Here is an 11,882-nt window from a genome sequence, read left to right on the forward strand (position 1 = left end):
TCATACCGGGGTACCTCCCGCTGCTTGCGGGCGACAAGGACGGGGTTCCGCCTATCGCTTAGCGATGGAACGCCGACGAATTCTGACCTGACTACCATGACTCACGTGCCTTCTGCGTCCGACGAGAAAGCGCTCCAGCAGCCGGTGGTCGCGGGGGTCGTCACCGCGCTCGTCGGGTTCACCAGTTCGTTCGCCGTCGTTCTGTCGGGCCTGCGGGCGGTGGGTGCCTCACCGCAAGAGGCGGCCAGCGGCCTGCTCGCCCTCACCGCCGTCTTCGGGCTGTGCATGATCGCCCTGGCCTGGTGGACCCGCACTCCCCTGACGCTGGCCTGGTCGACTCCCGGTGCCGCGCTGCTGGTGAGCACCGGGCTGGTCGGCGGCGGCTGGCCTGCGGCCGTCGGTGCCTTCGTCGTCACCGGGGTTCTGCTGGCCCTGACCGGGGCCATCGGCCCTCTGGGCCGTCTCGCCGCGGCCATTCCCGTGCCCCTCGCCCAGGCGATGCTGGCCGGCGTCCTACTCGAACTCTGCCTCGCGCCGGTCGAGGCGCTCGGCGATGCTCCCTGGGCGGTGGTGCCGGTCGTCCTCGTCTGGCTCGCCGCGACCCGGTGGCTGCCGCAGTGGGCGGTGCCGTTGGCGCTCCTCGCGGCGCTGATCTCCATCGGCGTCTCCGTGGCGGTCTCGGACACGGCACTCGACGCCTCGGCGTTCGCGCCACAGCTGGCGTTCACGACGCCGGTGTTCACGGTAGCGGCGGTCGTCGGAATCGCCGTGCCGCTGACCATCGTCACCTTGGCCTCGCAGAACATCCCCGGTGTCGCGGTCATGCGCAGTTTCGGCTACGACGTCCCGTGGCGGCCGGCGATGCTGACGACCGGCCTCGGCACCAGCCTGACCGGCTTCTTCGGCGGTCACGCCGTCAACCTCGCCGCGCTGTCGGCTGCCCTGGCCGCCGGAGACGGTGCCGGCCCGCGAAACCGCCGCTGGATCGCAGCCGTCACTGCGGGTGCCGCCTACCTGGTGCTGGCCCTCACCTCCGGGACGCTGGTCGCGCTGACCGAGGCGGCCTCCTCCGGCATCGTCGAAACCGTCGCCGGACTGGCGCTCCTGGGCACCTTCGCCTCGGCGATCCTCGCTTCGCTGGAGGACGCCCGCCATCGCGCCAGCAGCCTGCTGACCTTCCTCGTGGCCGCCTCCGGGTTGCAGTTCGCCGGTATCGGCGGCGCGTTCTGGGCTCTCGTCGTGGGCCTGGCCGTGCGCGCGCTGCTGGAATCGGGCGAACGGGAGCGGCCATGAGCAAGGGCGAGTCGACCCCGGCCGTCGCGGCGCTCCTGACCGCCGGCGTCGATCACGTCCTGCATCCGTACACGCACGATCCGCGTGTCGCCTCCTACGGCCGCGAGGCCGCCGAGGCCCTGGACGTCGACCCCGACCGGGTGTTCAAGACACTGATGATCGACCTGGGCGGCACGCTGGCCGTGGCCGTCGTCCCGGTGAGCTGCACGCTCGACCTCAAGGCCGCCGCAGGTGCGCTCGGTGCCAAACGCGCGACGATGGCCGATCCGGTCGCCGCGCAGCGCGCCACCGGCTACGTCCTCGGCGGCATCTCCCCGCTAGGACAGCGCCGAGGGCACCGCACGGTCATCGACGAGACCGTCGAACTGTGGGACACCGTCCTCGTCTCCGGCGGGCGTCGCGGGCTGGACGTGGAACTGTCAGCGGCCGACCTGATCGACCTCACCGAAGGCATCGTCGCCGCCATAGCGCGCTGACGGCTCCCGTCCTCGGGGGTTCAAGCCGACCCCCGGCATCAGCCCGGCCAAGGTGGCCGCAGGCCAGGCGAGGAAGGCCGCCGGCAGGTTCAGCGTGAGCCGCGCCTGCACCGTGTCGCCTTCGGAAAGTCCAGCCACCGTCACCGGATCCGGCGGCCCGAGCACGATGCCGAGACGCCACGCCACCAGCGTCGCCACCCCGGCCGACAGCAGGCCCACGAACACCAGCGGCCAATCCACCTGGCGCGACAGCAGCCCGATGAGGAAGCCCAGCAGCAGCCCGCCGACGACCCCGACGGCCGCGAAGGCCAACGGAACGCCGATCTCCGTGGCCACCGCCTCCTGGCCCATCTGCAACTGCCCCTCGTGCACCGTCCAGAGGGCGGGATCGGCCCAGCGCGACCAGACCACCGCTCCCGCGACCCCCGCGAGCAGCGGCAGGACGAGCGTCAACGCCAGAGCGCGCCTCATGCGACGCACCTCGGGCCGAGCAGTTCTTTGAGGTCGGCGATGAGCGCCGAGGACTGGGTGACCCGGTAGTTGCGGTCGAGCCGCATCACCTTGGTACCGGCCGGACTCACGAGTTTGAGGTGCACGTCACTGGCTCCTGGGTGGGCGGCCAGCACCTGCTTGAGCCGCGCGATCATGTCGGGGGTGCAGCGGGCCACGGGCATGGTGACCGCGATGGGTGCCTCGGTGCCGCTGACGCTCATCGCCGGCATCGTGACCTCCGTCGCCATGAGGTCGACGCCTTCGTCCTTGCGGCGGATGCGGGCCTTGACCGCGACCACGGTGTCGTTGCGCAGCAGCTCGGCGGCCAGCGTGTAGGCCGCAGGGAAGACCATGACCTCGACCGAGCCTTCGAGGTCCTCGATGGTCACCGAGGCCCACGTGTCGCCCTTCTTCGACAATCGCCGCTGGACGCCGGTGATGAGGCCGCACAGCTTGACCGTCGACCCGTCGGACCGTTCGGTATCGGAGACGATCTCGCCGACCGTGCAGTCGCTGCTGGCCTTCAGCACGTGTTCGAGACCCAGCAGCGGATGATCGGAGACATACAGCCCGAGCATGTCGCGCTCGAAGGCGAGCAGCTGCGTCTTGTCCCACTCCGGCACCGGCGGAATGGTGATCGAGACCCCGCCGCTCGGATCGTCCAGTCCGCCGAACAGCGAGTCTTGACCGATGGCCGCGTTGCGCTTGAGATCGACGTGCTGGTCTACCGCCTCCTCCGCGATGGTCACCAGCGCGCGCCGTCCGTGACCCATCGAGTCGAACGCGCCGGCCTTGATGAGCGAGTCGAGCACCCGCTTGTTGCAGACCGTGAGCGGCACCTTGTCGAGGAAGTCCGAGAAGTCGGCGTAGCGTCCCTTCTCCTCGCGCGCCTCGACGACGCCGGCCACGACGTTGTCGCCGACGTTGCGGACCGCCGACAGGCCGAAGCGGATATCGTCGCCGACCGAGGCGAAGGTGCCGATGGAGTCGTTGACGTCCGGCGGCAGCACCTGGATGCCGAGCCGGCGGCACTCGCTGAGGTAGACGGCGGACTTGTCCTTGTCGCCGCGGACACTGGTGAGCAGCGCCGCCATGTACTCGGCCGGATAGTGCGCCTTGAGGTAGGCCGTCCAATAGCTGATGACGCCGTAGGCCGCCGAGTGCGCCTTGTTGAAGGCGTAGTCGGCGAAGGGCACCAAGATGTCCCACAACTTCTTGATCGCGCCCTTGGAGAAGCCGCGCTCCATCATGCCCGCCTCGAAGCCGACGAACTCCTTCTGCAGCACTTCGCGCTTCTTCTTGCCCATGGCGCGGCGCAGATTGTCGGCCTGTCCGAGCGTGAACCCGGCCAGCTCCTGGGCGATCGACATGACCTGCTCTTGATAAATGATCAGGCCGTAGGTGCCGCCGAGGATCGGCTTGAGAGCCTCGGTCAGCTCCGGATCGATGTAGTCGATGTCCTGCTTACCGGTCTTACGCAGCGCGTAGTTGGTGTGACTGTTGGCACCCATCGGGCCGGGCCGGTACAGCGCGATGACGGCCGAGATGTCCTCGAAGTTGTCCGGCTGCATGAGCCGCAGCAGCGAGCGCATCGGGCCGCCGTCGAGCTGGAAGACCCCGAGCGTGTCGCCGCGGCCGAGCAGGGCGTACGCCTCCGGGTCGTCGAAGGCGAGGTCTTCCAGGACCAGGTCGACGCCCCGGTTGGACTTGATGTTGGCGACCGCGTCGTCGAGCACCGTGAGGTTGCGCAGGCCCAGGAAGTCCATCTTGACCAGCCCGAGCGCCTCGCACATCGGGTAGTCGAACTGGGTGATGATCGCGCCGTCCTGCTCGCGCTTCATAATCGGCACGACGTCGATGAGCGGGTCGCTGCTCATAATGACGCCGGCCGCGTGCACGCCCCACTGGCGGATCTGCCCCTCCAGGCCGAGTGCCGTGTCATAGATGGTGCGCACATCGGCGTCGACGGCGTGCAGGTCGCGGAACTCCTTGCCGTCGTTGTAGCGCGGGTGCTTGTCGTTGAACAGCTGCGCGAGCGGCACGCCCTTGCCCATGACGTCGGCCGGCAGCGCCTTGGTGATCTTCTCGCCGAGCGGGAAATCGTAGGACAGGACGCGGGTGGCGTCCTTGATGGCTTGTTTGGCCTTGATCCGGCCGAAGGTGGCAATCATGGCCACCCGGTCCGACCCGTACTTCTCGCTGACGTAGCGGATCACCTCGGCGCGCCGGCGCTCGTCGAAGTCGATGTCGAAGTCGGGCATCGAAGGGCGTTCGGGGTTGAGGAAGCGCTCGAAGATCAGGCCGTGGGTGAGCGGGCACAGGTCGGTGATGCGCAGCGCGTACGCGGCAATGGAACCCGCACCCGAACCACGGCCCGGTCCGACGCGGATGCCGTTGTCCTTGGCCCAGCCGATGAAGTCGGCGACCACGAGGTAGTAGCCGCAGTAGCCCTTGGTCTTGATGACCTCCAGCTCCATCTCGACGCGCGCGCGAACCTCGTCGGTGAGGGCCTCACCGGGGTACCGCGACTCGATGCCCCGCCAGACCTCCTTGACGAACCAGGACTCCTCGGTCTCCCCCGCTGGCACGTCGGCGCGCGCCATGTAGCCGCCGGTGGACTCGGTGAACTCGACCTCGCAGCGCTCGGCGATGGCCAGGGTGTTGTCGCACGCCTCCTTCAGGCCGTAGGAATCCTCCCACAGCGCGCGCATCTCCTCGGCGGACTTGATGTAGTACCCGGTGCCCTCTAAGGCGAACCGCTTGCCGCCCTGGGCGTAGGTCGGCTCCGACAGGCGGCTGCCGGAGTTGACGCACAGCAGCGCCTCCTGGGTGGCAGCGTCCTCGGGGTTGTTGTAGTGCGAGTCGTTGGTGGCGATGGGCGGGATGCCCAGCTCCTTGCCGAGGCGCAGCAGGTCGTCGCGGACCACCTTCTCGATGGACAGCCCGTGGTCCATCAGTTCGAGGAAGAAGTTCTCTTTGCCGAAGATGTCCTGGAACTCCGCAGCGGCCTTGCGGGCTTCGTCGTACTGCCCGAGCCGCAGCCGGGTCTGCACCTCGCCCGACGGACATCCCGTGGTGGCGATCAGGCCCTTGCCGTAGCGGTTCAGCAGTTCGCGGTCGGCGCGCGGCTTGAAGTAGTAGCCCTCCAGGCTCGACAGCGACGACAGCCGGAACAGGTTGTGCATGCCTTCGGTGCTCGTGGCGAGCATCGTCATGTGGGTGTAGGAGCCGCCGCCGGAGACGTCGTTGCCGCCTTCTTCCTCGCTGTTGCCCTTGCCCCAGCGGACCCGGCGCCGCTCCGAGCGGTGCGTGCCGGGCGTGAGATAGGCCTCCAGGCCGATGATCGGCTTGACCCCGTGCGCGCGGGCCTTCTTCCAGAAGTCGTAGGCACCGTGAACGTTGCCGTGGTCGGTCATGGCGATGGCCGGCATGCCCAGGCCCGCAGTCCGCTCGAACAGTCCGTCGAGCAGGGAGGCACCGTCGAGCATCGAGTACTCCGTGTGGACGTGCAGATGCACGAAGGACGAGTCGCTCGGCATCGCGGCGGAGGCCTCCTCATGGCGGATCGGCGGGGCAAGGGTGCCAGCCTAATCGAGGGTTCGGACACATCCGGCGACGGCACGCGAGGGACGCCGGGGACGCGCCCGCTGCGTCACTGACGCAGCAGCGCCTCGAACTCGGCCACCACGGACGTGACCTCGGCGGCGTGGCGCTGCTCGGCTTCGAGCATCGCCTCCTGCAGGGCCTGGATCTCGGCCTCGCGCTCGCTGATCGTGACGTAGGCCGCCTCCAGCTTGCGCGGCCGCTCGTCGATCTCCAGCAGTCGCGCCTTGGTCTTGGTCAACTCGTCCTCGCGCTCGACCAGCGTACGCAGCAGGGCCGCGACGCGCGCCTCAAACTCGGCCGCCGTGGCACGGGAGTGCTCCAGCTCGGCGCGCAGCATCTCGCCGCGGGCGTCCCGGTCGGCGACGAACTCGCGCAGCGTGGCGATCTCCACGTCGCGGGCGGCGATGGTCTCGCGGTAGCCGACCAGTTCGGCCTGCACACGAGCCAGGGCCACCCGAGTCTCCTCGAACTGCTTCTCGCGGTCGTCGAGGAACTCACGCAACCCCGTGGCCTCAGCAGTGCGCGCCGCGGCGATTTCGCGCTGCTGGATCAACTCCGCCTCGCGGTCGGTCAGGCGCGTCCGCCGCTCGGCCAGTTCGGACTCAGCCCACTCCAACTCTCGACGAACCTGTTCGGCCATGGTCTCGCGGGCCGTGACTGCGGCACGCAGTTCGCCCACCTCGGCACCGCGTGCAGCGGCCTCCTCACGCAGGGTGACCAGGTCGTCGTGGAGCCGGGATATCTCCGCGTCGCGGACCGCCACCTGGTCACGCAGGCGCGCAAGGTCGGCGCGCAGCACCGACGCTTGAGCCTCCAGGGCAGCAGAGCGGTCACGGTGATCGGCAGCCTCACTGCGGCTGGACGTCAGGTCCAGGCGTAGGCGGGCGATCTCGGACTCGCGCGCCGAGACCTCCTCACGCAGGCGGGCGACGTCACTGCGGGCCTGCGCAACCCGCGATTCCAACTCTCCGCGGCTGGTACGGATCTCGGCGATCTCGGCATCGCGGGCCGCAACCTGCTCATCGAGCTGGGCCTGGGTCCACGCCAGGTCACGGCGCAACTGGGAGGCTTGGGCCTCGCTGTCGGCCAGCGCCGCCCGTGCCTGCTCCAGTTCGGTCTCCAGCGCGTTGAGCTGACCGCGCTGCTCGATCAACTCGGCCTGAGTGGCGGTGAGCTGGCGGGCCATCTCGTCAGTCCCGGCGTGGTCGGCCAAATCACTGCGCAGGCGACTCAACTCCTCGTCGCGGGCGGCCAACTGGTCACGGACCTCGGTGAGCCGGACCTCCGAGCGCGTGAACTCCTCCTGGGTTCGGTCAATGTCTTCGCGCCACTGTTCAACCTGCAGGTCACGGTCGCTGACCAAGCGCCGCAACTCCGCGATCTGGGCGTCGCGGTCGCCGAGTTGATCGCGTTGTTCGGCGACCAACGCCTCCAGCCGCGTCAATTCCTCGCGCGCCCATGCCACGTCGGCATACATCTGCGCCGAGAAGGAGTCGTGGTCGGCTGCGGCATCTCGCGAGCGCGCCAGCTCGGCTTCGCGGACGCTCACCAGTTCGCGCTGCTCTGTCAGCAACGCCTCTAAGCGGTCGATCTCAGCCTGCGCCTGGGCCTGATGGTCGTGAAGGTCGGCGGAATCCGCGTCGCTGTCGGCCGCCGAGGCGCGCAACGCCTCCGGCGACGCTTCGCGCTCGGCGAGGGCCTGCGTCAGGTCGGCGACCCGAGCCTCCGATCGGGTCAACTCGCCCTGCGCCCACGTCATCTCCTCGCGCGCCTGGTCGGCGAACAGACCGCCGTCGGCGACCGACTCTCGCAACTCGGCGATCTCGGCATCGCGCGCGGATACGGCGGCGCGCTGCTCCTCCAGTAGCCCCTGGAGCCGGGAGACCTCCTCCGCGACGCTCTCGGCACCAGCCGCCCCGTCGGTCACGAGTTCGCGCAGTTCCAGCAACTCGGCGTCCCGCGCCACGACCAGTTCGCGCTGCTCATCCAGCAGAGCCTGGGCGCGTTCCAACTCGCCGCGAACTACATCGACCTCGGGATCGCCGTCGTTGAGCGCCTGACGCAACTGGACGATCTCGTCCTCGCGCTCGGTGGCTCGTCGCCGCTCGTCGGCCAACTCAGCCTCGACCCGCGCCAACGTACGGCGCGCGGCTGCGGCACCGGACTCTTGGTCGGAGAGCAACTGACGCAGATCGGAGACCTCGGCTTCGCGCTCTGCGGCCCGCTGCTGTTCGGCGCGCAACAAGTCCTCGACACGGGCCAGTTCGTCGCGTACTGCGGTATCGGCCTCCTGAGCGGCCAGCGCTTCGCGTAACTGGGTGATCTGGCTGTCACGGGCCTGAGCGACGAGTTGCTGTTCAACTAATTGCGACTCGATCCGTTCCAGCTCCGCGCGTGCTTCCTCCTCGACCTGGGGAACCAGTGCGGCCGTCTGGCGTAGTTCGGCGATCTCGGCGTCCCGCTGGGCCAGCAGGTCGCGCTGGGCGGCGATCTCGGCCTCGGCCTGCGTGAGGGCCTCACTCGTCTCGTCGGGTGCCGGACCCTGATGCGCACCGCCCTGACTGCGGGGGTTCCCCTCGGTCAGCGCCTCCAACTCGGCACGTAGATCGAAAACTTCGCCTCGCGCACGCGCGACCTGAGCGTGCAGGTCCGCCTCGGCCCGCAGCATCTTGTCTACCGTCGCGCGGAGACGTTCGACCTCCGATTCGCCCTGCGGCACCGCAGGGTCCCCCCGGTCGGCCCCATTCACGGCCGGAGCCACGCCCAAGGCCCGTTGGACTCGGTGCAGGATGTCCTCGTCAGTTTCGGCAGGCTGGTTCATGGAGTCTTCCGAATCATTTGTGTGCGGATCCATGGTAGGCGTCTCGACCGTCAATTCTGTTCATACGTGGACAGGAAATGTCCCATGCGTCCGATGGCGTCCGCGAGATCTCGTGACCATGGGAGCGTCACGATGCGCAGGTGGTCGGGATCCGGCCAGTTGAAACCGGTGCCCTGGGTGATGAGGATCTTCTCGGCCTCCAGCAGATCGAGCGCCAACTGCTGGTCGTCCTTGATGGCATAGACGTCGGGGTCGAGCCGCGGGAAGGCGTAGAGCGCGCCGCGCGGCTCGACCACGGTGACACCAGGAATCTTGCGCAGTTCGGTGACCGCCGTGTCGCGCTGCTCCAGCAGTCGTCCGCCGGGCAGAATCAGTTCACTGATCGACTGGTAGCCGCCGAGCGCCACCTGGATCGCGTTCTGCGCGGGCACATTGGGGCACAACCGCATCGACGCCAGCAACGTGATGCCCTCCAGGTAGTCGCGCGCACGCTCCAAGGGGCCAGTGACCACCAGCCAGCCGGCGCGGTAGCCGCAGACCCGGTAGGCCTTCGACAACCCGTTGAAGGTCAGCGTCAGCACGTCCGGGGCGAGGGAGGCGAGGGCGTGGTGCGTGGCGTCGCCGTAGAGGATCTTGTCGTAGATCTCGTCGGCCATGAGGATCAGGTTGTGCCGCCGCGCCAACTCGACGATCCGCTCGAGCGTCTGGCGGGAGTAGACCGCTCCGGTCGGATTGTTCGGATTGATGACGCCGATGGCCTTGGTGCGCTCGGTGATCTTGGACTCCAAATCGTCCAGATCGGGGTTCCAGCCGTTAGCCTCGTCACAGCGGTAGTGGACCGGCCGGCCGCCGGCCAGGTTGGTCACGGCGGTCCACAGCGGATAGTCCGGCATCGGCACGAGGACCTCGTCGCCGTTGTTGAGCAGTGCCTGCAGGGCGATCTGGATCAACTCCGAGACCCCGTTGCCGATCCACACCTGGTCGACGTCGACATGCGGGAAGCCTTCGACGAGCTGATAGTGGTGCACGACCGCACGCCGCGCCGACTGGATGCCTTTGGAATCCGAATAACCCGCCGATCCGGGCAGCCCGGCGATGACGTCCTGCAGGATCTCCGCCGGCGCATCGAAGCCGAACGGCTGGGGGTTGCCGATGTTGAGTTTGAGGATACGGTGGCCCTCGGCCTCCAACTGGGCGGCTCGGGCGCTGACGGGTCCACGAATGTCGTACAGGACGTCACGCAGCTTCTCCGACTGCCGCACCGAGGGACTCATGGGCCTATCCTTTCACTTCCTCACCCCGAACCTCACCCTTTCGGGGTCAGTTCAGGCCACGAATCGTGTCGAGTGCCCGCTGCAGGTCCTGCGGATACGGCGAGATGAAGGTCACCGGCTCCCCCGTGCGCGGATGATCGAAGCCCAGACCCACAGCGTGCAGCCATTGGCGCTCCAGCCCGACTTTCCGGGCCAGGGTGGGGTCCGCGCCGTACAGCGGATCGCCCACGCAGGGGTGCTTGAGCGCGCTCATATGCACGCGGATCTGGTGGGTGCGGCCGGTCTCCAGCTTGATCGTCAGCAGCGAGGCGTAGCGGTGCGCTTCCAGCGTGTCGTAGTGGGTGACGCTCGGCCGCCCGTCGGCGCGGACGGTGAACTTGAAGTCGTGCTTCGGGTGCCGGGCGATGGGAGCGTCGATGGTGCCCGTGTGCGGATCGGGGTGGCCCTGGACGAGGGCGTGGTAGGTCTTGTCGACCACTCGGTCGCGGAAGTACTGCTTCATCACGCTGTAGGCGTGCTCGGACTTCGCCACCGCCATCAGGCCGCTGGTGCCGACGTCGAGCCGGTGAACGATGCCCTGCCGTTCGGGTGCGCCCGAGGTCGAGATCCGGTAGCCGCGCGCGGCAAGCGCGCCGAGCACCGTGGGGCCGGTCCAGCCCACTCCGGGATGGGCCGCGACACCGACGGGCTTGTCGACCACGAGGAAGTCATCGTCGTCGTACATGATCTGCAGATCGTCGACCGGCACCGCAGTCACCTCGACCGGGCGGACCTGCGGGATGGTCACCTCCAGCAGAGCGCCAGGCCAGACCCGGTCGGACTTCGCCGGGACCGCGCCGTCGAGCACGACGTGGCCTTCGGCGACGAGATCGGCGACCCGCGAACGCGACAGGCCCAGGAGGCGCGAGACCGCGACGTCGATCCGCTCCCCGTCGAGTCCGTCCGGCACGGGGATGACGCGCACGGTATGCGCCGGCTCACTCATCGTCGTCACCGGCCGGTGCAGGCGTCCCGTCGAGAGCCACGCCCTGCCAGGACCGCCACAGGATGAGCACCGCCGCGACCGTCAGATAAATGTCGGCGACATTGCCGACGAACAGGCCGCCGTAGTCGAGGAAGTCCACCACGTGCCCGTGCAGCGGTTCCGGTTCGCGCAGCAGCCGGTCGGTCAGGTTGCCGAGGGTTCCGGCCAGCAGCAGGGCAATGGCCAGTGTCCAGGTCCGGTCGCGCAGTCGCGGGGCCAGTCGCACCACGACGATCACCACGACGATGGCCACCAGGCTGAGCAGCAGCGTCATCGACGTACCCAGGCCGAAGGCCGCGCCCGGATTGCGCAGGAACCGCAGCGACAGCGCACCGGGGATCAGGGTGATCGGATCGTGACCGTCGAGGCGGGCGACGGCCCACACCTTCGTCGCCTGGTCCGCTGCCCAGGCGGCCATCACCCCAGCCGCGAAGCGGGTCAGGACTCCCCGGCCGTCGACGGCCTCTGCGGCGCTCAGCGGCGTTCCTCGCGCTGCTTGCACACCAAGCACAACGTGGCCCGCGGGAAGGCCATCAGCCGGCCCGTGCCGATGGCCTTCCCGCACGACTCGCACTGCCCATAACTGCCGTTCTGCAAACGGTCGAGAGCCTTCTCGGTCTGGTACAGCAGCTCGCGCTGGTTGGCCGCGAGCGACATCTCGGCGTCGCGCTCCAAGCCCTTGGAGCCGACGTCGGCCTGGTCGTTGCCTGCCCCCTCCACTCCGTCGCGGAGCAGATCGGCCAGATCGCGCGCGGCCTGCTCCAACTCGCCGCGCAGGCGATCCAGGTCGCCGGTCAGCTCCGATTCGACCTCGGCGACCTCGGCATCGGTCCACGGGTCCTCGTCATCGCGGACAAGGAGCTTCGACTTCGACATGCGCCGGACAGTAGACGCCC

General features: G+C 68.6%; 9 protein-coding genes. 2 read left to right on the top strand and 7 right to left on the bottom strand.

Annotated elements, in window-relative coordinates:
• The first annotated feature begins 96 nt into the window (after positions 1 to 96).
• The gene (locus QM597_RS09585; protein WP_415004659.1) at positions 97 to 1,293 is read left to right on the top strand and encodes a benzoate/H(+) symporter BenE family transporter; all 1,197 of its coding nucleotides are present in this window, start codon (positions 97 to 99) and stop codon (positions 1,291 to 1,293) included.
• Positions 1,290 to 1,769 carry a Cys-tRNA(Pro) deacylase gene (ybaK, locus tag QM597_RS09590; protein ID WP_415004660.1) on the top strand — a complete coding sequence of 160 codons (480 nt, stop codon included), beginning with the start codon at positions 1,290 to 1,292 and terminating at the stop codon, positions 1,767 to 1,769. The genes QM597_RS09585 and ybaK overlap by 4 nt, the downstream gene beginning before the upstream one ends.
• Here ybaK and QM597_RS09595 read toward each other — a convergent pair.
• The 7 genes from QM597_RS09595 to QM597_RS09625 all read right to left on the bottom strand — a co-directional run bounded on the left by QM597_RS09595 (position 1,713) and on the right by QM597_RS09625 (position 11,862).
• On the bottom strand, positions 1,713 to 2,240 hold the full coding sequence (locus tag QM597_RS09595; RefSeq protein ID WP_415004661.1) for a hypothetical protein: 528 nt from the start codon (positions 2,238 to 2,240) through the stop codon (positions 1,713 to 1,715). The two genes, ybaK and QM597_RS09595, sit on opposite strands and share 57 nt — an antisense overlap.
• On the bottom strand, positions 2,237 to 5,800 hold the full coding sequence (gene dnaE, locus QM597_RS09600; RefSeq protein WP_415004662.1) for a DNA polymerase III subunit alpha: 3,564 nt from the start codon (positions 5,798 to 5,800) through the stop codon (positions 2,237 to 2,239). Before dnaE ends, QM597_RS09595 begins: the two co-directional genes overlap by 4 nt.
• A gap of 113 nt (positions 5,801 to 5,913) precedes the next feature.
• Positions 5,914 to 8,688, bottom strand: coding sequence for a hypothetical protein (locus QM597_RS09605; protein WP_415004663.1), 2,775 nt, complete (start codon positions 8,686 to 8,688; stop codon positions 5,914 to 5,916).
• Positions 8,689 to 8,738: 50 nt separating this feature from the next.
• Positions 8,739 to 9,962 carry a pyridoxal phosphate-dependent aminotransferase gene (locus tag QM597_RS09610; RefSeq protein ID WP_415004664.1) on the bottom strand — a complete coding sequence of 408 codons (1,224 nt, stop codon included), beginning with the start codon at positions 9,960 to 9,962 and terminating at the stop codon, positions 8,739 to 8,741.
• A gap of 46 nt (positions 9,963 to 10,008) precedes the next feature.
• Complete coding sequence (locus tag QM597_RS09615; RefSeq protein WP_415004665.1) at positions 10,009 to 10,947, bottom strand: RluA family pseudouridine synthase; 939 nt, start codon at positions 10,945 to 10,947, stop codon at positions 10,009 to 10,011.
• Positions 10,940 to 11,404: a signal peptidase II gene (locus QM597_RS09620; protein WP_415004666.1), complete on the bottom strand. Its 465-nt coding sequence runs from the start codon at positions 11,402 to 11,404 to the stop codon at positions 10,940 to 10,942. The genes QM597_RS09615 and QM597_RS09620 overlap by 8 nt, the downstream gene beginning before the upstream one ends.
• 56 nt (positions 11,405 to 11,460) lie before the next feature.
• The gene (locus QM597_RS09625; protein WP_415004667.1) at positions 11,461 to 11,862 is read right to left on the bottom strand and encodes a TraR/DksA family transcriptional regulator; all 402 of its coding nucleotides are present in this window, start codon (positions 11,860 to 11,862) and stop codon (positions 11,461 to 11,463) included.
• Positions 11,863 to 11,882 lie beyond the last annotated feature (20 nt).

The organism is Aeromicrobium sp., assembly GCF_047607065.1.
Taxonomy (GTDB): domain Bacteria; phylum Actinomycetota; class Actinomycetes; order Propionibacteriales; family Nocardioidaceae; genus Aeromicrobium.

Bases quoted from the DNA above. Each gene is read 5' to 3' on its own strand.
- ybaK (WP_415004660.1), top strand. From the start codon at position 1,290: ATGAGCAAGGGCGAGTCGACCCCGGCCGTCGCGGCGCTCCTGACCGCC.
- dnaE (WP_415004662.1), bottom strand. From the start codon at position 5,800: ATGCCGAGCGACTCGTCCTTCGTGCATCTGCACGTCCACACGGAGTAC.
- QM597_RS09615 (WP_415004665.1), bottom strand. From the start codon at position 10,947: ATGAGTGAGCCGGCGCATACCGTGCGCGTCATCCCCGTGCCGGACGGA.
- QM597_RS09610 (WP_415004664.1), bottom strand. From the start codon at position 9,962: ATGAGTCCCTCGGTGCGGCAGTCGGAGAAGCTGCGTGACGTCCTGTAC.
- QM597_RS09605 (WP_415004663.1), bottom strand. From the start codon at position 8,688: ATGAACCAGCCTGCCGAAACTGACGAGGACATCCTGCACCGAGTCCAA.
- QM597_RS09625 (WP_415004667.1), bottom strand. From the start codon at position 11,862: ATGTCGAAGTCGAAGCTCCTTGTCCGCGATGACGAGGACCCGTGGACC.
- QM597_RS09585 (WP_415004659.1), top strand. From the start codon at position 97: ATGACTCACGTGCCTTCTGCGTCCGACGAGAAAGCGCTCCAGCAGCCG.
- QM597_RS09620 (WP_415004666.1), bottom strand. From the start codon at position 11,404: ATGGCCGCCTGGGCAGCGGACCAGGCGACGAAGGTGTGGGCCGTCGCC.
- QM597_RS09595 (WP_415004661.1), bottom strand. From the start codon at position 2,240: ATGAGGCGCGCTCTGGCGTTGACGCTCGTCCTGCCGCTGCTCGCGGGG.